Genomic DNA, 21,479 nt, shown 5'->3' with positions numbered 1-21,479 from the left:
CTTCACCGCCCACCCCCTCCGCCTCCAGCAGCCCCCGGCAAGCATTATTCAAACTCCTCGCCGATATCAAATGGTGGCTGCCAGTAGTTTCAACGCTTATCTCAATCTCACTCCTCACCAAGTACCTCTGGGTAATCCATCACCCCGAGTTGATCCTGAGTTCGTTAGGGAACCCTTCGAACCTCGTCGCCTGGTTATTCTTCAGCCTGCTGATACTCGCGTCGCTGCTGCTCATCGTATCGGTGCCGTCTTTGGTCTTCACGTTGAGCATGTCTGTATGCACCGTTGACAGAGAGCTGGAAAAGAGGCTCGCCTTACGCTTTGGCCTCATCGTAGGCGGGGGCTACCTACTGCTCTCGATCAACCTGCTGGGGGCCCTCTTTGATTACACCATGTCCCCAGGCTACTTCTTCCCTATCGTCGTAGTCGCTGCCGCTTGTGCCGTGATAGTTCTGCTTCGCCGCGATGCGCCCCTGCACAACAAAGTACTGGAGCTGCCGCCTGGTCCCCGCAAACCCTCGCATCGCAAACTCTATTACACAGCCCTCGTTGGCTGGCTAGGTACGCTGCTCGCGTTTACTTCGGTGAGTGGAGTCATGCCCGCCCAGCTAGCAATCATGACGTGGCGAGGCGGAGAGAGCGACGAAGAAGCATTCGGAGCTATCGCCCTCTGCTTATTGATAATGTGCCTCTACCTAGCGCCAGTCCTCGTCTTTTATTTGACAAACGGCAATGCGATGCAGCGCACCGGCCGAGCCGCACTGGTGCTGCTCGGGTGCATCTTCGTCAATGCCATGCTGTTGCCGGCCCTCTTGGACCTGTGGGTTTATTCCGCCGCCAATCTGATCAAAATCAGGGACAATACCGAGCTGAGCTATGTGTTGAACGAAAAGGATTATCCGAAGGAGGTATTCAGCAGCGCCCCGTGGCAACTGGAGAGCTACGAGGGGCCGAATGGTTTGTACAGCGTCAGGGCGTTTCGTCAGTTCCGCTTCGGCGATACGTTGTTGATCTGTCCCGCTAGCTACCGAAATATCTCTTTGAAAGAGATCGACAGCTACGCACATCGCTGTATTGCCTTGTCCGAGGCCAAGGTGCATGTAGCCGCTCCTGTATTAGGCAAGAATGCCGCGACGGTAGCCAAACCGAATTGATCCGGCCCCCATGCCTACCCACGTTCCGGTGTTGATTGAATACCGGAACTGCCAATCTGTTTGCTGCCGCACAAAAAAGTGCTCAAAAAGCATCCATCGGAATCCAGACCACACAGCGTTCCAACTGGTATTCCAAGCAAGTTGGCCAATAAATTAATAATCAGAAAAAACAGATAGATACCGACACATTTCAACTTACCCCGGCCCGCCAAATTGGAAAAGACGTCTTTGAACGTCTTTTTTATGAGCAGGATTTGCGGGAGGGCTTACTCAGGAAGCATGAACGTGCCGTTCGGTAAATCGGTGTATGACCCAGCAGACGAGCAATCTCACGCTGACTGAGCTCTTTGTATTGCCCGATTTGAATGGTTACGCGTTCTTCGATACTGAGTTCGTATGAAACATCGCCGCACCTTGCCTGAGGTAAAGGTGTTGCACTCAGTTTTGCTGCCGCCTTTATTAGCCTCCGAACCCGCCGGGCATTCAAAGGCAAGGCTAATGGCAACCAAGGTAGGCAACCACTATGATGGCAGCTTTATTGCGAGCCAGAGCTATTTTCTCCTGCAAACCTCAACATCGCTTTGTGTTTTTAATTGAGTGTCCACGCCAAGTCTATACCTACAGTAATCGATAATAAATTTCCGTTCTTCCGTAGTAAGCAACTCTACCTTTCTGATCTCTCCGTCGTTGGCGTGGATATTGAAGAATCTCATTTGAAAAGTCGGGTGTTTTTTGATAAAAAGGATAGTTTCAATATCTCCATCCTCTAGCGCTTCGTAATAACCAACATAGAGTAAAGCCAGCAAAATTAGCCCTATAAAGACAATTATCTTTTTCATTATTGTGACATCGGCGGAGGGAGTAACTGGGTCTTGGCTCGGATATTTCTTACTAACTCCATGCCTATGTTACCTGGGCAGACTTTGCCTTCCGTTGCCTGCCCTGGATACTCTCGATGGCCACCAAAATTTTTTATCACGAACACGCTCTTTAGTGAGTCAATCAAATGCATCAAGGCAGTGATCTGCAGGTCAGGAATCACGCTCGTAGTGCCATAGCCCAAGCTACTGAGGACAACACGCCCCTTGGCAACCCAATCATCACCTTCTTCTGGAGCCGTCAGGTTCTCCAATAAGACAATACCGATCAAATTAGTATTAAACTTCAAAACGCTTGAACCTTGAAGCCGAATGTCTCGGCCCTCATAGACCTGACCAGTACAATCAATGCCGTAGTGGTAACCGATATCGTCGTATCTCTGGCTCAGATGGCCTTTCTGGATTTCTTTCATTTGCTCTGCACCTGATGTGCAGCTATGGCTCCGCCCTGCGTGGTGAAGAGCAATCATAGTGTAGTCCCAGTCCATCACCATATCGGGCTTGCCTTTGACCGCTCCCCACGAAGAGCGCTCAATAAATAGTGTGTTCAATGAACGCACTTTCTTAATGATCGCCTCACGTGTTGCAGCCCGATCGTTCACAGTAATAGGTATGGGGCATACAAACTCGCCGGGTTTGATTTCCTGAGCGGTGGCTTGAGTTGCAAATTGAGTAGCCATTAGCGGTTCTCCACCAATTCTTTTAGCGTTCGAGCAGGGGCGCTAAACAAAACGTGTATCGAGATACTCGCATTAGGTGCAGAGGTCTTAACCTGCGCAACGCCATTAGCACTCGTCACGCCTGTTGTCTCTACACCGTTGACCGTAGCCACAAAATCACGGAATGCCAAAGGAGAGCCGGTTTCGCTATCGGTAATGTTGAAAGACTGACCGTAGATTTTTTGAATGGATAGAGGGATAGGATGTATGAACGGCGCCGGCGTATGAGAATCTCCGATGATCACAGTACCTGAGCCGGCGACCACAACATCCCCGTGCGAACCTATGGTATCAACCAGAGCAGCGTTTTTTCCATTAATGAATACTGTTGCTGATACTCCAGAAATAAGCATACTCCCACAGCTACAGATATCGCCCTTTCGGGCCGCCGCAAGTCCGTCGAAAAAAACATCGGGAGAACCTGAGGAAATAGCTTTTGCACCATGCCCTGGCATCGGACAACTGGTGGGATCGGTTATACGCGCGGCTGGTTTTACCATGAATGACTCCCTGTCATAACCGTTGGTGAGAACCAACCTTAACAGAAACATGAAATCCAGTACCACCAATACATGAAGATCTGTAAGCGCCGCACTCACGACCTTCAAAGCTCGCAATTGATTCGCCACTCTGCGCTATCGATTCTTCTAAAAAATTTTGGAATTTTCTATGACGACTATGTGCCTCCTACCCTTCACGTATGGACAGCGACTCAGAAATCGGTCGAACCATAATCTAGCCTACTGGCACCCGCCCGATTCTAAAAAATTAACGTTATGTCCAAGATCAGTTGATCTGTTACAAAAACCAAAAGAATTCTGTACCTAATCGCTATATCCGTTTGGCGATTTCTCTCCACATGTAGTCGTAGTGACGTTTCAGCCAAACGACCAACAGTTTTTCGGCTTGCCTGCGCACCCAGTTACGCTTACGCGCCGCTAGCCTTGCCTCGATCACATGAGTGAGTGAGTCAGAATCAAAACTTGTCCAGACAGAGGGACTGCCGTAATGTTGGTGAAGCAGACGGGGGACACTTCTGAAAGAAGATCTCGTACAGTACCTCAACCTCTACACCTTTGACCTCGCGCGCAATATAGTCGTAATCGGTGGGAAAATGATTGAAGGGGTCGGAAAGCGCAGCTTTGACTGACGACAGTTCCGGCTCACTCAGAGAATGTCCCAATGCGAAGACTCCTAAAACCTAAAACTTCTGATCCGATGAGTCAGCGGCAGCCCTGAGGCTACCCCATTCGTGGCCGATCCAGATCCAGCCCTGGCAATTGCAACCGTGCAATTGGTTTGGCAGACAGATAACGTACTTACGTCCAGCTACGCAAAGAGAGACCTCCCAATACCTCGTCTGACGATGGGAAATCTCTCCAGTTAAAGAGTTCCCCTAGGCCCCTTCAGCTAAATCCGGCATCGGAGCAAGCTTACCTCAACGAAAATGATCGCAGTTGCGTCTACAATGCCGGTGCAGGCTCAACTGCTAATCATCGTTTCTCATAGCGCTTTCGCGCCTCCCCCAGCAAAATACGCTTCATCTCCCACATTACGCCCAGAGCAATCCATGCCCCAAGAAAAACTAGACCTCCTGCGACTCCAGAAACCCATCCGCGACCAGATGAACGACCTCCTCCGCGCCCTGAACGCCACCAGCACCCGAGACGACCTGGAAGCCGAGCGCGCCATTCAGATCGAACTCATCCAAAGCCTTGAAAGCACACGGAAACTACGCTCGTCAGACGCGGAAGCGCTGTTCATCATTTTCGATGACGCGGTAGAGGCCAGGCTGGAGGAACTGCCTAAAGACTGACCACCCGCCGCGCGCGGATGCACGTCCAAAATCACGCGCTACACTGGGGGTGGTATTAGATTTTTCGGAGATCACCATGTACGTCGATATAACGACTGTCCATGCTCGGCTGGTCAGTAAAATTACGGCATTCAATCAACTGTGGCCTCAGTGGGTGGTTCATGGTCAGGTGTGGCAGTTGCCGTTGCTGGCGCAGCAGAAAGCGCTGGACCTGATTGAGGTGCAGCCGCTGGAAGGTCAGGCGGCGATTGATGCGGCGGTGCGGGCGATGACGTTGTTTGAGCGTCTGCCTGGCCAGGCGCCGGGGACGGTGATGCGCTTGCCGGGTTATTTTGCGTTGAGCCGCAGCGTGTTGCCTTGGGTGAAAGAGATCAATCAGCTCAAGGATGATCTGATGGCGGCGATCGAGCAGACGCGCATCGAGCTCAATCTGGCGACCACGGCGCGGTCGAAGATTCTTCGTCAGGCGTTGGGCGGGCAGTTCAGCATGAAGCAGTTGGGGCGTCATACGCAGGTGTTCGATATCTGCCCCCGACTGATCGTGTTTACTTGGGCTGGACACACAACCGGGGGCGAGCGGGTGCCGGTGAGCAAGGTTCGGGAGATGCTGGGTAAGACCGCTGAGCAGCAAGCCACCAAGGACCGGGTTGCCATTGAGCAGACGTCAGCGGGCGCGGAGTTGCGCCGCATCGTCAATCTGTCCGATCAGGCCAGCCTCATTAAATACAAGAAGGTCGCGCCGCACCCCAGGGCGATGGTGTATTTCTCGGCCAGTTCGCGTTACGACGCAATGATTCACAGCAACCTGCCGATGTTCGTTTTGGCAGGTGAAGAGCGCTTCGACGTGCATGAGTTGCGTCATTTCAATCGGCATACGCGTCAGGCTGAACGGCCGGACAAAAAGCCGCGCATTGAGGTGATCCCGCGCATGAATCTGTTTTTGAACCCGGATGATCTGGTGGGCCAGCGCAAGTCGGCGGCCGTGGTCGGCAAACCGAGCGCCGTGGCTTCAACCTACTCGGACCGGACTCCCGTCAAAGTGGATGAATAACCTGCTCGCTGCTCACGCCAGGGAGCTGAACGCTTTCTGGCAGGAGCGTCTGCCAATGAATTTGTGCGCGTCGACCGTTAATCCGCTTAATCAATAAACATAGAGGTCCACGGACAATCATTGACGGCCTGAGATACACACATTGAATCGTGATGAGGCTTCGTCATGGCGCTTTCAACCATGCCGCATGGCATCAAAACACATAATAAAGTCAGACTTTTAAACCGTTAATATTCTTCACCTCTATTATCGAGTTCAATCTCAGTTACCACTGCTTTGTAAAGCGAACAACTCGATAAAGAACAGTTTCCCCCGATATTTTCAGACAGACAGTTATCAACGCCAACCCATAAAAAAGGCCATCGAGTGGATGGCCTTTTCGTAATGGTTTACCGCTCTGTATTAAATCTTGAAGCTCGCCACCAACTGTTTCAAACGACCGGCCTGTTGTGAAAGCGCGGCGCAGTCTTTGAGGGTTTCATTCAGGTTGGCAACGCCCTGCTGGTTCAGCGAGTTGATCTGGTTGATGTCGATGTTGAGCGTTTCCACCACAGCGGTCTGCTCTTCGGTTGCGGCGGCAACCGACTGGTTCATGCCGTCGATCTCGCCAATACGGCGAGTCACATCGCGCAGGCGGCTGCCAGCCTGGTTGGCAACTTCGACGCTGCCCTGGCTCGACGTCTGGCTCTCATTCATGTTCACCACGGCGTCCTGCGAGCCGGTTTGCAGCTCGCCGATCATCTTGTGAATCTCGTCAGCGGACACCTGCGTGCGGTGAGCGAGGTTGCGCACCTCATCGGCCACCACAGCAAAACCGCGACCGGCTTCACCGGCGCGGGCAGCTTCGATGGCGGCGTTGAGGGCCAGCAGGTTGGTCTGTTGCGAGATCCCTTTGATCACGTCCAGGATCTGCCCGATGTTGTCGGTACTGGCGTTGAGCTGGGCGATCTGGGTGCAGGAATCGCTGATCTTGCTCGACAGCTCGCTCATGGCGTGGATGGTTTTTTCCACCACCACTTGGCCATCTTCGGCCTGAGTGCGCGCTTCGCTGGCCTGGATAGAGGCGTCGGATGCGTTGCGGGCGATTTCCTGGGTGGCAGCGCCCAGTTCGTTGATCGCGGCCGCGACACTGTTGGTACGGGCGCTTTGTTCGTCGAAGCCGATGATCGACGAATTGGATGATTGCACCACACGCTGCGACAAGTCATGCACTTGCAGCGTAGCGGAGGACACTTCCACGATGGAGGCGTGAACACGCTCCACGAACTGATTGAATGAGTTGCCCAGATCGGCGAACTCATCGCGGCCCTGAATGCTCAGGCGGCGAGTCAGATCGCCTTCGCCCTGAGCGATGTCCTGCATCGCACGGCCCATGTCGGTCAGCGGGCGCATGAGCGCACGGATCAACAGGCTCAGCAGCATGGCGATCACGATCACCGCAATGAAACCGGCCACGATGGCAGAGCTGCGGAACTGGCTCAGTGGCGCGTAGGCCTTGTCCTTGTCGATTGACAGACCGATGTACCAGTTAGCCGAAGGCAGGCCGGTGATCGGTGTGAACGACAGAAGACGTTCCTGGCCGTTGAGGGTGACCTCGCGTAGACGCGCATCCAGGCTCAGCGTCTGGCCGGGGTAGATATCCTTCAAGTTTTTCATGACCTGTTCTTTGTCGGGGCTAACGATCACCTGACCGTCGCCGCTGACCAGAAAGGCGTAGCCCATGCCGCCGAATTCCACCGAGTTGATGATCTTCACCAGCGTATCGAGACTCAGGTCGCCGCCAGCGACGCCAGCCACCTGGCCGTCGATCTTGACCGGGCTGGCGATGGTCACGACCAGGCCGCCCACCGAGGCCAGATACGGCGCGCTGATGATGGTCTTGCCGGCCTCGACGGTGGATTTGTACCACGGCCGCTGACGTGGATCGTAACCGGCAGGCATCTCTACGTTAGGCCGTTGGGTAAACGCGCCCTTACTGTCACCGACGTAGGTGAACTGAAAGGTCGATACCAGCGAGGACTGGGAAACCAGCCCGCTCAGGTCGGAGCCCACGCCTTGGTAAGCCACGTCCTGCGTCAGGTTTTCAAGAACCAGAATCCGCCCGCTCAACCAGTTTTGAACACTGCTGGCCGTCAACTGACCGGCCTGCCCCACCGAAGACTCAAGGTTCTGATTGATCGTTTTGCGCTGCAAATAATCGTTGTAAAACGTGAACAGGGCGAACGCCAGTACGACGACGCCCGAGGCTGCCAGCAGGATTTTATGACGAAACTTCAAAGTCATTACACAGCATCTCTATAAGGTAAAGGCAGTCCAGGCATTCAAGTAATTAGCCATACAAAAAAGTTGGTTTTTTATGAACGCGCGGTGTTCGTAATTGAACATTATTATCACGGTACGAACACACGCAGCTGGCCGTAACCGCTGAATGAATTCATCGCGCTATTTCAATGTTCTTGACGCGGCCTTTATAACTTTTGCGTCCGCCGAATGAAAGCCTGCGAAAGGAGGACAGCGCTTTTAAAATTTTATCGGCTTTTCCGTTTCAGCTTGGGCACGTCCTGCCGATAGCGTCTGTATCCTGTGCCTTGGTGGTAGCAATCGCATTATTGCTCCAGGGGCCTGATCTTTTTTGAATGATGCACCTGGAGATTGTCATGAACAGCTGGTTCGCAAACATCAGCGTGAATATGAAGCTGGCCCTGGGATTCGGGCTGGTACTTGTTTTTACTGCCATTCTTGCGCTCACGGGATGGAGCAGCCTGAGTGGGCTGATCGACCGAAGCAACTGGATGAGCGACATCACCTCGCTCAATGCTCAGCTGACAAAGTTACGGGTAACACGCCTGCAATACATGGTCGCTGACGGTGACGAGAAGGTCGCCGAAACCGTTCAGGTGTCGCTGGACGGCTTCAAGGCCTACCAGGAAAAGCTGCTGACCACGTTCAAGAGCCCCGAGAACGTGAAAATGCTTCAGCAACTGAGCGTGGTGATTGCCGACTATCAAAAGTCGCTGAACAACATGCGCAGCGGCTACAAGGCCAGTATCGCCCAGCGCCAGGAACTCACGGTCCACGCCACCAAAGCGACCGAGATGCTTGACCGGATTCTCGCCGACGTGAAGAAGCTGGACGCCACCGATGAAAGCCGTTTCGAGCAGTACCAGCTCATCGTGGGTGCCAAGGAAGACTTTATGCAGGCACGTTACGAGGTTCGTGGTTACGTGACGGATATCACGCCTGACAACGAGCAATCTGCAGTGCGCAAGCTGGACGGCGCGATCAAGAACCTCGATCAGTTGAAAGCCACCTTTGGCAGCAACCAGGCTGACGCGCTCAAGCAACTGGAAACGTCCCTCCAGGCATACCGCACCACCTTGCAGAATTTCAAGACGGCCAGTGGCGACATCGCCCAGGCTCGTAAAGAAATGACCGTACAAGGGCAGGACATCGTCAAGCTCAGCGAGGCCATGTACCAGCTGCAACTGGATCGCCGAGATCAGGAAAGCGCTCGTGCACGCAACATGCAGATCGGCTGCACCCTGCTGGCCATGATTCTGGGCATCATCGCGGCCGTGATCATCACGCGTCAGATCACCCGTCCTCTGCAGGAAACCCTGGCGGTGGTCGACCGGATCGCTTCAGGCGATCTGTCGCAAACCATGACCGTGACCCGTCGCGACGAACTGGGTGTCTTGCAGCAGGGCATCCAGCGCATGGGCACGACGTTGCGCGAGCTGATCGGCGGAATTCGCGACAGCGTGGTACAGATCGCCAGCGCCGCCGAAGAACTGTCGGCCGTTACCGAGCAGACCAGCGCTGGCGTGAACAGCCAGAAAGTCGAAACCGACCAAGTGGCTACCGCTATGCACGAAATGTCGGCGACCGTGGCCGAGGTGGCGCGCAATGCCGAGCAGGCGTCCGAAGCCGCGTCGACAGCCGACAAGGAAGCCCGCGCCGGTGACAAGGTGGTGGGCGAAGCCATCGGCCAGATCGAAAAACTGGCTGCCGAAGTCGTACGCTCTTCCGATGCCATGACCCTGCTGGAGCAGGAAAGCGACAAGATCGGCAAGGTCATGGACGTGATCAAGGCGGTGGCAGAGCAAACCAACCTGCTGGCATTGAACGCCGCCATCGAGGCTGCACGCGCCGGTGAAGCCGGACGTGGCTTCGCGGTAGTGGCGGACGAGGTTCGTGGCCTGGCGCAACGCACCCAGCAATCCACCGAAGAGATCGAGAACCTGGTCGCGGCCTTGCAGAACGGTACGCGCCAAGTGTCCAGCATCATGCTCAGCAGCCGTGAGTTGACGGTCAGCAGCGTGCAGCTAAGCCGCAAGGCCGGTACATCGCTGAACAGCATCACGCACACCGTCTCCAACATTCAGGCGATGAACCAGCAGATCGCCGCGGCCGCCGAAGAACAAAGCGCTGTGGCGGAAGAGATCAGCCGCAGCATCATCAATGTCCGCGACGTGTCCGAGCAGACCGCTTCGGCCAGCGAAGAAACCGCCGCCTCCAGCGTCGAACTCGCACGCCTGGGCGGACAACTGCAAATGATGGTCAGCCACTTCAAGATCTGATGCTTGATCTGTGAATGCAATCAGGCCCGGTTTGACCGGGCCTGATTGTATGTGCAATTGGACGGGCAGTAGACACCCTGTCGTTGCGAGTCTGTTAGACCAGAAGTTATCCGCCTCACCGTCTGATGGCTTCATTCTGCCCATCCTTACGTGAACTGCCTACTGTCAGAACTGTCAGAACTGTCAGTTTTTATACTCACTTCGCCACACCGCGTCGTTTGTAATAGCCGATAAGCTTGCCGCACCGGTCAGACGTTTAATCAGCCCTCTCCTTCACGCGCCAGTCGCTCGACATATTCATTCACCGCAATATGATCGGCCTTTCTTTTGCCGGCTTCCATAAACCCCTGGAAGCGACGGCTTTCAAGTAGCTGATCGACAGACTGACGAATCCTTTTCTGTATTGAATAGGGAATGCCCGGCCCGTCGTGCAATTCATGCGCACCTTCGAGCACGTCCACCAGTCGGGATCGAAACTTCTCCAGCCCGCGCCCGCTCGCCACTCGTTTGTAAGTGGACAGAAAATAGGTCTCGCCGCGTCCCGGCCCTTGGCGGGTGACGTACGCCACGGCGCAAAGCCCCACGCCGCTGCGCTTGCGCCAATGTACGGCGGCGTGCTCGCTGAGTTGCAATACGTCCTCGCGGCGCCAGGCATGCCCGCTGTGGAGCAGGTGAATGATGGCCGCATTCAATGCCCGACGCGTGCCGCCAAAGCGCAGGTCAGGGAAACGGGCGTATACCTGAACCTGTTTGTTCTTGAGGACGCGCACAATCCAGACGCGTCCACGGGCCTCACGGGTGATACCGCGTGGAACGCTATAGGTGACATCATCGACAGTTTTGTCGTAACACCTCAGACCTGAAATATCGATTTCAGACGGTGTATTCATGGGTAGGGTCGACTGTAAATTGGGGTCTTATGACAGGAGAGTGATGCACATGAACGGCACCTTCACCCGGGCGCCTTCATATAAATGGACACTGTTTCATTCTTGAACCCACCTGATCATTATCAATGGAGTAACACGTTCAATGGCGTCTCTTTTCAATCGAGACGGGTGAACGTTAGTTTATTTTTAACACCCGACAAGGCTGCGCTAACAATCAGATTCATTTCAAGACAGCGAACACGGCGATACGTGCTGCATTAAATTGGCAAGCGCTGTTATTGCCTAAACGTAATAATGCCTATAACTCACTCTTCGCTGCTTTGCACACACATCACGGTTGATCGTGCCGCACAGCGGCATCGGCACGATCAACGCAGCAGGTATTCGCAGGTTCAAGCCTGCGGCGGCTGGCCATTGGACGCAGACAGACCGCCGTCCACCGGCAGATTGACGCCCGTCACAAAACGCGCGTCGTCGCTGGCCAGGAAGGCGATCACATCACCAATGTCCTCAGGCTCGGCGGGACGGCCCAGCGCGATGCGCTCCTTGAACTTGCCCATCAACGCTTCGTTGCCCAGCATGTCCTCGGTCAGTTCGCTGCGGGTCAGCGACGGGCAGACGGCATTGACGCGAACGCCGTCTGCACCGTGATCCAGCGCCACGGCGCGGGTGAAGTTGGTGATTGCGCCTTTGGCCGCGTTATAGAAGCTCATGCTCCAATCGCCGCCCAGGCCCGACACCGAAGACACATTGACGATGCTGCCCTTGCTGACGATCAGCGCCGGCATGGCCGAGCGCGTGCAATAGAACACACCATCCAGGTCCACCGACATCAGCTCTTTCCAGTCCTGCACCTCAAGCTCGGTGACCTTGCCGGATTTTACGATGCCTGCGTTGTTGACCAGCACGTCCAGACGGCCGAACTGACTGGCGACCTCCTTGAACAGCGCTTCCACATCGCTCAAATCGGCGACATCGGCAGCCCTGACCAGATGCCCCTCGCCTTCCAGTTGGGCATGCACTTTATTCAGCTTCTCTTCGTTGCGACCGACCAACACCACGTGTGCGCCTTCCCGGGCAAAACGCTTGGCCGTGGCTTCACCGATCCCGGAACCGGCACCTGTGACCACAACAACTTTCTGGGTGAAACGATTCATGTAATACGCTCCGAAAAAGTGAATAGGTGTCAGGTGGACTCTGAGGGCCCCGGCCGCGTTCACTCTCATTCACGTACGGCTTTGCGAAGCCTGTGCAAGGCCGAAAACTTCGACTAACGGCTCGTTGACAAACCCTGTGCACCCTGCAAATAATCAGCGCGGTTGTACGACAACCTATGACGCCAACACAATAAAAACAAAATCGGGGCCCATTACATGAAGACTCGCGTCTGCACCTTCGCTCGACCTTGCGTGACCACCTGGATCGCTGTCGCCGCAGCAGGGTTCTATCCTTTCGCATCACCCGATGACACGTATGTTTTATAGCCTTCGCTGATCGCCAGCGAACGGTTTCCGGCTGCTTATCAGTCGGGGCCATGCCTGAAAACAGGCATCACATAATCCTCGTAGTCGTCGGTCGTTGCCTGCGCATGACCAGAAAAAGAGGACGGTTTCGTAAACAAGGGAGCACAACAATAATGACATCTCACACCACTCGTTCACGCCTGCTGCTGGGCGTTGGCAGCATGACGCTGCTCTGCCCGATGATCGGCATGGCCGAAGGCTTCGTGGACGACACCAAAGCCACGCTCAACCTGCGTAACGCCTACTTCAACCGCAACTTCACCAACCCTGCGTTCCCCAGCAGTGCAGCCCCGCAAAGCAAGGCTGAGGAGTGGACGCAAAGCTTCATTCTTGATGCCAAGTCCGGGTTCACCCAAGGCACCGTGGGCTTTGGTGTTGATGTGTTGGGCTTGTATTCGATCAAGCTTGATGGCGGACGCGGGACGGGCGGCACGCAGTTGCTGCCGATCCACAGCGACGGTCGTCCGGCTGACGATTTCGGACGCTTGGGTGTGGCGGGCAAGGCGCGGATTTCCAAGACCGAACTGAAAGTCGGTGAATGGATGCCGGTGCTGCCCATTCTGCGCTCGGACGATGGGCGTTCGCTGCCCCAGACCTTTCGCGGCGGGCAGATTACCTCCAAGGAAATCGACGGTCTGACGCTGTACGGCGGCCAGTTCCGCGGCAACAGTCCGCGTAACGACGCCAGCATGGAAGACATGTCGATGAACGGTCGCGGCGCGTTCACTTCCGACCGATTCAATTTCGGCGGCGGCGAATATGTCTTCAATGAAAAGCGCACGCAGGTCGGGGTCTGGTACTCGGAACTGCAGGACATCTACCAGCAGCAGTTCTTCAATCTGGTGCACAGCCAGCCGCTCGGTGACTGGACGCTGGGTGCCAACCTGGGCTTCTTCACTGGCAAGGAAGACGGCAACAAGCTGGCCGGCGACCTGGACAACAAGACGACCTATGCGCTGCTCTCGGCTCGCTACGGAGGCAGCACATTCTATGTCGGGCTGCAAAAGCTCACGGGCGATACCGCCTGGATGCGCGTCAACGGCACGAGCGGTGGCACGCTGGCCAACGACAGCTATAACTCCAGTTACGACAATGCCAAGGAAAAATCCTGGCAGTTGCGTCACGACTACAACTTTGCGGTGCTGGGCGTGCCGGGGCTGACCCTGATGAATCGTTACATCAGCGGCGACAACGTACACACCGGCAACATCACCGACGGCAAAGAGTGGGGCCGCGAGTCGGAACTGGCGTACACCGTACAAAGCGGCACGTTCAAGAACCTGAACGTCAAGTGGCGTAACTCCAGCATACGACGCGACTTCAGCACCAATGAGTTCGACGAAAACCGTGTCTTCGTCAGCTACCCCCTGTCGCTGCTCTGATGCACCTTGCCAGGCCCTTCCAGTGGAGGGGCCTGGACATGCGCAGGCGTCTGCGCGGCGGTTCGTGAACCGACGACTTAATACTTTGGACGCGTTGACAATCAGCGTAAGGGCTGCCGATAATCCGGCAAGTCATACGACAACAGATGACAAAAATAACAATCAGGAAATTCCTCATGGCACTGGCTCATACCACGCAAACTCCCTTCAATCGCCTCCTGCTGACAGGTGCGGCAGGTGGCCTGGGCAAGGTATTACGCGAAACGCTGCGCCCGTACGCAAACATCCTTCGGCTGTCCGACATCGCCGAGATGGCACCCGCAGAGGGCAGCCATGAAGAGGTCCAGGTCTGCGATCTCTCCGACAAGAATGCCGTTCATGAGCTGGTCGAGGGCGTCGACGCCATTCTGCATTTTGGCGGCGTTTCCGTAGAACGGCCTTTCGAGGAAATCCTCGGTGCCAACATCTGCGGCGTGTTCCATATCTACGAAGCCGCCCGCCGTCACGGTGTGAAGCGCGTGATCTTCGCCAGCTCCAACCACGTGATCGGTTTCTACAAGCAGGACGAAACCATCGACGCCCATTCGCCGCGCCGCCCGGACAGCTACTACGGTCTGTCCAAATCCTATGGCGAGGACATGGCCAGTTTCTACTTCGATCGCTATGGCATCGAAACCGTCAGCATCCGCATTGGCTCCTCATTCCCGGAACCGCAGAACCGCCGGATGATGAGCACCTGGCTCAGCTTCGACGACCTGACCCAACTGCTCGAACGCTCCCTGTACACGCCGGATGTCGGCCACACCGTGGTGTACGGCGTCTCGGACAACAAGACGGTGTGGTGGGATAACCGTCTGGCCAGCCATCTGGGCTATGTCCCCAAGGACAGCTCCGAAGTGTTTCGCGACAAGGTTGACGCCCAGCCGATGCCGGCCGCCGACGACCCGGCGATGGTCTATCAGGGCGGTGCCTTCGTGGCCTCCGGACCGTTCGGCGACGAGTAACGATCGCCCCTCTACCACCAGCCTCCCAGGAGACACAAGCCGCAATGGATGCCGAACTGATTCTCGACGCGCAAAACGCCACGGGTGAAAGTCCTGTCTGGAGCAGCCGCGACCAGGCGCTGTACTGGGTCGACATTCCGGCAGGTCACCTGCATCGCTGGAACGCACGCGATGGCAGCACCCGCCACTGGAAAGCCCCGCAGATGCTGGCCTGTATTGCGGCCGACGACAAAGGTGGCTGGGTGGCAGGCATGGAAAGCGGCCTGTTTCACCTGCAGCCCGGCGACGGTGAAAACATGACCGCCACGCCTCTGGTCGAGGTCACGCACGCACAGTCCGGCATGCGCTTCAATGATGGTCGTTGCGACCGTCAGGGGCGTTTCTGGGCGGGCACCATGTTAATGGACATGAGCGCGGGCGCCGTGGTCGGCGCGATGTATCGCTACAGCGTCGGACAGCAGACGCTGGAACCGGTACTGAAAGACTTCATCGTGCCCAACGGTCTGGCGTTCAGCCCGGACGGCAAAACGATGTACCTGTCGGATTCGCACCCCAGCGTGCAGAAGATCTGGGCCTTCGACTACGACACTGATACCGGCACCCCCCACAACCGCCGCCTGTTCGTGGACATGAACAACTATCTGGGCCGCCCGGATGGCGCCGCCATCGACGCGGACGGCTGCTACTGGATCTGCGGCAACGATGCAGGCCTGGTTCACCGCTTTACCCCACAGGGCAAGCTCGACTGCTCGCTGGTCGTGCCCGTGAAAAAACCCGCTATGTGCGCCTTTGGCGGCCCGAATATGGAAACCCTGTTCGTGACGTCAATCCGCCCTGGCGGCGACCTGAGCGACCAGCCACTCGCCGGTGGCGTATTCGCTCTTCGGCCCGGCGTCAAAGGCTTGGAGGAGTCTGTTTTCCGGGATTGACACAACAACACTGAAAGCCAACAGCACCGACCAAAAACAACAAAATCGGAGACATTCATGGATTTCAAACGCACACTTCTCATCGCTGCACTTCCGCTGGCGTTCTGCATGTCCGGCATGGCGCAGGCTGAAGTCAAAATCAAATTTGCCGAAGTACACCCGGCCGGCTACCCGCCCGTGGTCGCTGAGCAGAACATGGGTAAAAAGCTGCAAGAACAAACCAACGGCGAGGTCAGCTTCAAGATGTTCGCCGGTGGCGTTCTGGGTTCGGAAAAGGAAGTCGTCGAGCAAGTGCAATCCGGTGCCATCCAGATGACCCGCGTCAGCCTCGGCATCGTCGGCCCGGTAGTGCCGGACGTCAACGCGTTCAACCTGCCGTTCGTGTTCCGTGACCAGGCGCACATGCGCACCATCATCGATGGCGAGATCGGTCAGGAAATGCTCGACAAGATCACCAACTCCAACTTCAACATGGTCGCCCTGGCCTGGATGGACGGTGGTACACGCAACCTGTACACCAAGAAGCCGGTGCGCAACATCGCCGACCTCAAGGGCATGAAGATTCGCGTGCAAGGCAACCCGGTGTTCATCGACACCATCAACGACATGGGCGGCAACGGCATTGCGATGGCCACCGGCGAGATCTTCAGCGCCCTGCAAACCGGCGTGATCGATGGTGCGGAAAACAACCCACCGACCTACTTCCAGCACAACCACTACCAGAACGCCAAGTTCTACACCATGACCGAGCACTTGATCCTGCCGGAACCGGTGGTGATGTCGAAAACCACCTGGACCAAGCTCACACCGGATCAACAGACCCTGGTGAAGAAGCTGGCGCGCGAAGCGCAGATGGAAGAGCGCAAGCTGTGGGACGCAGCCTCGGCTGCTGACGAGGCCAAGCTCAAGGCCGCGGGTGTTGAATTCATCACCCTGACTGCCGAGCAGAAAAAAGCGTTCTACGACGCCACCCAAGCGGTGCGTGACAAATACGGCGCGCCTTACAAGGATCTGATCAGCCGTATCGAAGCGGTCCAGACCGATCCTGCGCTGATGGCAAAAACCCAAGCTGCCCAATAAGACAGTCCGATAACGCCGCGGGGGCGAGCGAGAGCTCGTTCGCCGCCGCTGTGGTGAGCCTCCATGAAAAATACGTTATTGCGCATCAACGACACGCTTTATAGGGTCTCTATCGGGATTGCGGGCTTCTCGGTCCTGATCATGACCCTGATCATTCCCTGGGGCATTTTCGCCCGTTACGTGCTGGGCAGCGGCTCTAGCTGGCCGGAACCGGTCGCCATTCTCCTGATGGTGGTGTTCACCTTCTTCGGCGCTGCAGCCAGTTATCGCGCTGGCGCACACATGGCCGTGTCGATGGCGGTCGACCGCATGCCCGTGCAGGTTCGCAAAATCGCTGCGGTCGTCGTGCAGATCCTGATGGCCATCGTTGCACTGTTCATGATTTTCAAAGGCTTCAAGCTGTGCGCCACCACCTGGAACCAGTTTTTGGGTGAAATCCCGTCTCTGCGGGTAGGCATCTCTTATCTGCCGATTCCCATCGGCGGCATCGTGACCCTGATTTTCGTGCTGGAAAGGATGTTTCTGGGTGACCAGAGCCACCGCTCCGTCATGCGGTTCGACGTTATTGAAGAAAGCGAAGGTGCCGCATAAATGGACGCATTAGTACTGTTGGGCAGCTTTATCGCATTGATCCTGATCGGCATGCCCGTGGCCTACGCGCTGGGTTTGTCGGCACTGATCGGTGCCTGGTGGATCGAGATTCCCGCCGACGCCCTGATGATTCAGATCGCGGGCGGCGTGAACAAATTTTCGCTGCTGGCGATTCCGTTCTTCGTGCTGGCAGGTGCCATCATGGCCGAAGGCGGCATGTCGCGACGGCTGGTGGCTTTTGCCGGGGTGCTGGTGGGCTTCGTGCGCGGCGGGCTGTCGTTGGTCAACATCGTGGCTTCGACTTTCTTCGGCGCCATCTCCGGTTCGTCCGTGGCCGATACCGCTTCGGTGGGTTCGGTGCTGATCCCGGAAATGGAACGCAACGGCTATCCTCGGGACTTCTCGACCGCTGTCACGGTCAGCGGCTCGGTGCAGGCTCTGCTGACGCCACCCAGCCACAACTCGGTGCTCTACTCACTGGCCGCTGGCGGCACCGTATCGATCGCTTCGCTGTTCATGGCCGGGATCATGCCGGGCCTGTTGCTCAGCGCGGTGATGATGGGCCTGTGCATGATCTTCGCCCGCAAGCGCAACTACCCGAAAGGCGAAGTGATCCCGATGCGTCAGGCGCTGAAAATCGCCGGTGAAGCGCTGTGGGGCATGATGGCGCTGGTCATCATTCTGGGCGGTATCCTGTCGGGCGTGTTCACCGCGACCGAATCGGCGTCCATTGCCGTGGTCTGGTCGTTCTTCGTGACCATGTTCATCTACCGCGACTACAAATGGCGCGACCTGCCCAAGCTGATGCACCGGGCGGCGCGGACCATTTCCATCGTGATGATTCTGATCGGTTTCGCCGCCAGCTTCGGGTACATCCTGACGCTGATGGAAATCCCGATGAAGATCACCACGGCGTTCCTGACCCTGTCGGATAACCGGTATGTGATCCTGATGTGCATCAATGTGATGTTGCTGCTGTTGGGCACCATCATGGACATGGCACCACTGATCCTGATCCTCACCCCGATCCTGCTGCCCGTCGTCGCCAGTGTCGGCGTTGACCCGGTGCATTTCGGCATGATCATGCTGGTCAACCTGGGCATCGGCCTGATTACCCCCCCGGTGGGTGCAGTACTGTTCGTGGGCGCTGCGGTGGGCAAAGTCACCATCGAAGCGACCGTGAAAGCCCTGCTGCCGTTCTACGCGGCGCTGTTCATGGTGCTGATGCTGGTGACCTACGTCCCGGCCATCTCACTGTGGCTGCCAGGCGCTGTGCTCTAAACCCTCGTTATTGACTGTCAGCCCTCGCGAACGTCTGTTCGCGAGGGTCATGACAGCACTGTTTTTTCCAGCCAAGGAGGCTGGTTCCGCATGTCCGCCCCTGCCCTGTTTCCCCGCCACATCGCCGTCCTGATACTGGCGCTGCTGGCCTGCTCGTTTGCGGGCAATCACATTGCCGCACGCATTGCCTTCGACCATGACACCGGCCTGCTGCTGGCGATTCTGTGCCGCTCCGGTGTCACGCTGCTGGTGCTGATCAGCCTGGTATTGCTGCAACGCGAACGGCTCAACCTGCCCGCCAGCACCTGGCGCTGGCAACTGCTGCTGGGATTGCTGATCGCGACCCAGAGCTTCTGCATCTACTCGGCCGTGGCGCGTATTCCGGTCGCGCTGGCGTTGCTGGTGGTCAACGTTTCGCCGATTCTGCTGGCGCTGCTGACCTGGGCGCTGGGCGGCGCTGCGCCGACGCGTCGGGCCGCTGCGTTGATGGGCCTGATCCTGTTCGGTCTGGTGCTGGCGCTGGACGTGCCGCACCGGCTGTCCAACCCCGGCACCAGCGAGCCGCAATGGCTGGAAGGCGTCGCCTACGCGTTTACCGCTGCGGTGGTGTTCGCCTTCGCGCTGTGGATTACCGACAACAAGCTGTCGAGCATGCGCGGCACCGTGCGCAGCATGCTGACGATGGTCGTGGTGTTCATCGCCGCAGCCCTGGCCGGCGCCAGCGGACTGTTGCCCGGTGGCGTCGACCTGCCGGCAAGCCGCGTCGGGTGGACCGCGCTGGCCAGTCTGGTGTTGCTGTATGGGATCGGTTTTTCCCTACTGTTCATTTGCATGGCGCGCCTGGACATCGCTCGCAATGCGCCGGTCATGAACATCGAACCGGTGGCAAGCCTGCTGTTTGGCTGGCTGATTCTGGATCAACTGCTCAGCAGCGGCCAGGTCATCGGCGGATTGATCGTCGTCAGCGGGATTGTCATGCTGACTTGGCGTCGCGCCACGCCAGCCCCATCCTCGAAGCCAAGCCCCGAAAAGGTCCCGCATCATGGCCACAAACGTTCTGACCCTTGAAGACGGCCTGACCCGGCTGACCCTCGCCCCCGAGATCGGCGGCAGTGTCGTAAGCTGGACGGTCCTGAGCAGCGGCCAGCCCTTATTGCGACCCTGCACCGACGAAGCGCTGGCCGCAGGCACGCCTCGCAAACTGGCCCTGTATCCACTGGCGCCGTGGTCGAACCGGATCGGCAGCGGCGGCTTCGACACGCCCGACGGCTGGCTGGCCCTGTCGCCCAACAGCGCCAACGACGCGCTGCCCATCCACGGCAGCGCCTGGCAGCAGCCGTGGGACGTGATCGAACAGACCGATGCGCACGTCTGCCTGCAACTCGACAGCCTGATCCCCTTCGCCTATCAAGCCCAGTTGCGCTACACGCTGTGCAACGGCCAGTTGAGCATCGAACTGCGCACCATCCATCTGGACAGTCGCGCCCTCTGGCATGGACTCGGCCTGCACCCTTACCTGCCACGCACGCCCGGCACACGCTTACAGGCCAACGCCTCGCAGGTATGGCTGTGCGACGACGCAGGCCTGCCGGTTGAATTGAGGGACCTGCCGGCTGAATGGGACTTCCGGAACGGCAACATCCTACCCCACACCAAGCTGGACAACGGCTTCACCGGTTGGGATGGCCACAGCGTCATCCGCCAGCCCGATCTGGGCTACGAACTGCACTGCGAGGCCAGCGGCAGCGAGTACTTTCTGGTGTTCTGCCCGCCGGGGCTGGATTTCTTCTGCTTTGAGCCGGTCAGCCACCCGGTCAACGCTCACCACCTGCCCGGACATCCGGGCTTGAAGCTGTTGCAGCGCGGGGAATCCATGACGCTGGCGTTCAGCTTGCGCTACCGGGCGCTATAGACTGTTGGCGATTAGAACCCGGGATATCCCATTGACCCATCCCTTGCCCAGCCACGACGTGACCTCTCGTGGGTCAGTCAACGGTATTCAACGGTAATCGCAGCCAAGCCGTTCGGCTGCCAAAGGCATTGGCGCTGCCAGACGATGTGAAACGGGGGGCATGTTGTCGCTGTAGGCAGAACCCGCATCATTTCTCCAGCGGGTGAAAAACGTGGAACCGCGAGTTCGATGGGAGCAGCGTCAGCGCCGATTTCATGACAGAACGAGAGCGGCCCAACGATCAGATACGACAGTAATGCTGCTGCTCATACCGGCATGATCAGGGCAGAAATGGCCAGGTCTGGCCCCCCTTTTTCCTTACGATCAGATGATTGCGGAGCATGCCCGCTTTCTTGAGCTAGAAATCATCACAAACAACCTGCGCGAATTCCGTCGAGACGAAGGCTTGCGCGTAGACGACCGGGTCGCTCAATCAGCGGTTTACGGCAGTTGAAGTGGCTGTCCCATAAGACCGGGTAAAAATCTCTCCAATTCCCCTTCTCTTCCCTGTGATCCGTTCCCCCGGCGCGTGCGTAACACAAAGGCGTAACGAACCAATTCCAGACATTGGCGATCAGAAGGTGGATCATGAGCATTACTGCCCGTCTCAGGACCTACTGCCACTTGTCCACCCCATCCAGCGATTCGCC

19 protein-coding genes and 5 pseudogenes are annotated in these 21,479 nt (G+C 57.1%); 16 read left to right on the top strand and 8 right to left on the bottom strand.

Annotation, left to right across the window (positions count from 1 at the left end):
* Positions 1 to 1,154 (top strand): hypothetical protein (locus ALP40_RS25560; RefSeq protein ID WP_183136034.1); only part of this gene is annotated, 1,154 nt, incomplete at its 5' end.
* 301 nt (positions 1,155 to 1,455) lie between these two features.
* Here ALP40_RS25560 and ALP40_RS12470 read toward each other — a convergent pair.
* Positions 1,456 to 1,596 (bottom strand): annotated as a pseudogene (locus tag ALP40_RS12470) (helix-turn-helix domain-containing protein); the annotation flags it as partial.
* Here ALP40_RS12470 and ALP40_RS25555 point away from each other — a divergent pair.
* Positions 1,551 to 1,751 carry a hypothetical protein gene (locus ALP40_RS25555; protein WP_183136036.1) on the top strand — a complete coding sequence of 67 codons (201 nt, stop codon included), beginning with the start codon at positions 1,551 to 1,553 and terminating at the stop codon, positions 1,749 to 1,751. The pseudogene ALP40_RS12470 and the gene ALP40_RS25555 overlap by 46 nt on opposite strands.
* Here ALP40_RS25555 and ALP40_RS25845 read toward each other — a convergent pair.
* From ALP40_RS25845 to ALP40_RS12455, 3 genes are read right to left on the bottom strand one after another with little or no spacing between them, the layout of a single operon-like run.
* Positions 1,706 to 1,993, bottom strand: a complete 288-nt coding sequence (locus ALP40_RS25845; protein WP_122208568.1) for a hypothetical protein — start codon at positions 1,991 to 1,993, stop codon at positions 1,706 to 1,708. The genes ALP40_RS25555 and ALP40_RS25845 overlap by 46 nt on opposite strands.
* Positions 1,993 to 2,712 (bottom strand): N-acetylmuramoyl-L-alanine amidase, encoded by a 720-nt coding sequence (locus ALP40_RS12460; protein ID WP_122208567.1) that lies wholly within the window; start codon positions 2,710 to 2,712, stop codon positions 1,993 to 1,995. The genes ALP40_RS25845 and ALP40_RS12460 overlap by 1 nt, the downstream gene beginning before the upstream one ends.
* Positions 2,712 to 3,380 carry a PAAR domain-containing protein gene (locus ALP40_RS12455; protein ID WP_409077518.1) on the bottom strand — a complete coding sequence of 223 codons (669 nt, stop codon included), beginning with the start codon at positions 3,378 to 3,380 and terminating at the stop codon, positions 2,712 to 2,714. The genes ALP40_RS12460 and ALP40_RS12455 overlap by 1 nt, the downstream gene beginning before the upstream one ends.
* A gap of 941 nt (positions 3,381 to 4,321) precedes the next feature.
* Between ALP40_RS12455 and ALP40_RS12445 the strand changes: the two genes are divergently transcribed.
* Together ALP40_RS12445 and ALP40_RS12440 are read left to right on the top strand one after the other, a co-directional pair.
* Positions 4,322 to 4,567, top strand: coding sequence for a hypothetical protein (locus ALP40_RS12445; RefSeq protein ID WP_122208566.1), 246 nt, complete (start codon positions 4,322 to 4,324; stop codon positions 4,565 to 4,567).
* 76 nt (positions 4,568 to 4,643) lie between these two features.
* A complete protein-coding gene (locus ALP40_RS12440; protein ID WP_122208565.1) occupies positions 4,644 to 5,618 on the top strand; it encodes a DNA replication terminus site-binding protein in 975 nt (324 codons plus the stop codon).
* Positions 5,619 to 6,020: 402 nt separating this feature from the next.
* On the opposite strand, the gene ALP40_RS26165 is transcribed toward ALP40_RS12440, so the two are convergent.
* Both ALP40_RS26165 and ALP40_RS26160 read right to left on the bottom strand, forming a co-directional pair.
* Positions 6,021 to 6,806 (bottom strand): methyl-accepting chemotaxis protein, encoded by a 786-nt coding sequence (locus tag ALP40_RS26165; protein ID WP_375140035.1) that lies wholly within the window; start codon positions 6,804 to 6,806, stop codon positions 6,021 to 6,023.
* Positions 6,807 to 6,926: 120 nt separating this feature from the next.
* Positions 6,927 to 7,901 (bottom strand): annotated as a pseudogene (locus tag ALP40_RS26160) (cache domain-containing protein); the annotation flags it as partial.
* Positions 7,902 to 8,254: 353 nt separating this feature from the next.
* Between ALP40_RS26160 and ALP40_RS26155 the strand changes: the two are divergent.
* A pseudogene (locus tag ALP40_RS26155) lies at positions 8,255 to 9,295 on the top strand (methyl-accepting chemotaxis protein); the annotation flags it as partial.
* On the top strand, positions 9,281 to 10,198 hold the full coding sequence (locus ALP40_RS26150; protein ID WP_409077521.1) for a methyl-accepting chemotaxis protein: 918 nt from the start codon (positions 9,281 to 9,283) through the stop codon (positions 10,196 to 10,198). The pseudogene ALP40_RS26155 and the gene ALP40_RS26150, both read left to right, overlap by 15 nt.
* Before the next feature lie 260 nt (positions 10,199 to 10,458).
* On the opposite strand, the gene ALP40_RS12425 is transcribed toward ALP40_RS26150, so the two are convergent.
* Both ALP40_RS12425 and ALP40_RS12420 read right to left on the bottom strand, forming a co-directional pair.
* Positions 10,459 to 11,088 carry a hypothetical protein gene (locus tag ALP40_RS12425; RefSeq protein WP_122208563.1) on the bottom strand — a complete coding sequence of 210 codons (630 nt, stop codon included), beginning with the start codon at positions 11,086 to 11,088 and terminating at the stop codon, positions 10,459 to 10,461.
* Between the two features lie 392 nt (positions 11,089 to 11,480).
* Positions 11,481 to 12,245, bottom strand: a complete 765-nt coding sequence (locus ALP40_RS12420) for an SDR family NAD(P)-dependent oxidoreductase (RefSeq protein WP_122208562.1) — start codon at positions 12,243 to 12,245, stop codon at positions 11,481 to 11,483.
* Between the two features lie 479 nt (positions 12,246 to 12,724).
* Between ALP40_RS12420 and ALP40_RS12415 the strand changes: the two genes are divergently transcribed.
* The 10 genes and pseudogenes from ALP40_RS12415 to ALP40_RS25835 all read left to right on the top strand — a co-directional run.
* Positions 12,725 to 13,993, top strand: coding sequence for an OprD family porin (locus ALP40_RS12415; protein WP_122208561.1), 1,269 nt, complete (start codon positions 12,725 to 12,727; stop codon positions 13,991 to 13,993).
* A gap of 176 nt (positions 13,994 to 14,169) precedes the next feature.
* The gene (locus ALP40_RS12410; protein WP_122208560.1) at positions 14,170 to 14,997 is read left to right on the top strand and encodes an NAD(P)-dependent oxidoreductase; all 828 of its coding nucleotides are present in this window, start codon (positions 14,170 to 14,172) and stop codon (positions 14,995 to 14,997) included.
* 44 nt (positions 14,998 to 15,041) lie between these two features.
* Positions 15,042 to 15,926, top strand: coding sequence for a glucurono-1,5-lactonase (locus tag ALP40_RS12405; RefSeq protein ID WP_122208559.1), 885 nt, complete (start codon positions 15,042 to 15,044; stop codon positions 15,924 to 15,926).
* 57 nt (positions 15,927 to 15,983) lie between these two features.
* The gene (locus tag ALP40_RS12400; protein WP_122208558.1) at positions 15,984 to 17,006 is read left to right on the top strand and encodes a TRAP transporter substrate-binding protein; all 1,023 of its coding nucleotides are present in this window, start codon (positions 15,984 to 15,986) and stop codon (positions 17,004 to 17,006) included.
* 63 nt (positions 17,007 to 17,069) lie between these two features.
* Entirely contained in the window at positions 17,070 to 17,597 is a 528-nt protein-coding gene (locus ALP40_RS12395) for a TRAP transporter small permease (RefSeq protein ID WP_122208557.1), read from the top strand.
* On the top strand, positions 17,598 to 18,878 hold the full coding sequence (locus ALP40_RS12390) for a TRAP transporter large permease (protein ID WP_122208556.1): 1,281 nt from the start codon (positions 17,598 to 17,600) through the stop codon (positions 18,876 to 18,878).
* 90 nt (positions 18,879 to 18,968) lie between these two features.
* Positions 18,969 to 19,946, top strand: coding sequence for a DMT family transporter (locus tag ALP40_RS12385; RefSeq protein WP_122208555.1), 978 nt, complete (start codon positions 18,969 to 18,971; stop codon positions 19,944 to 19,946).
* A complete protein-coding gene (locus ALP40_RS12380) occupies positions 19,921 to 20,790 on the top strand; it encodes an aldose 1-epimerase (protein ID WP_122208554.1) in 870 nt (289 codons plus the stop codon). Before ALP40_RS12385 ends, ALP40_RS12380 begins: the two co-directional genes overlap by 26 nt.
* 68 nt (positions 20,791 to 20,858) lie before the next feature.
* A pseudogene (gene vapB, locus ALP40_RS12375) lies at positions 20,859 to 21,086 on the top strand (type II toxin-antitoxin system VapB family antitoxin).
* Positions 21,076 to 21,283 (top strand): annotated as a pseudogene (locus tag ALP40_RS25835) (VapC toxin family PIN domain ribonuclease); the annotation flags it as partial. The pseudogenes vapB and ALP40_RS25835, both read left to right, overlap by 11 nt.
* Positions 21,284 to 21,479 lie beyond the last annotated feature (196 nt).

The organism is Pseudomonas viridiflava (assembly GCF_003702045.1).
GTDB classification, from domain to species: domain Bacteria; phylum Pseudomonadota; class Gammaproteobacteria; order Pseudomonadales; family Pseudomonadaceae; genus Aquipseudomonas; species Aquipseudomonas viridiflava_C.
Note: the sequence above shows the minus strand (reverse complement) of the source record. Positions and strands in the feature narration are given on the sequence as shown.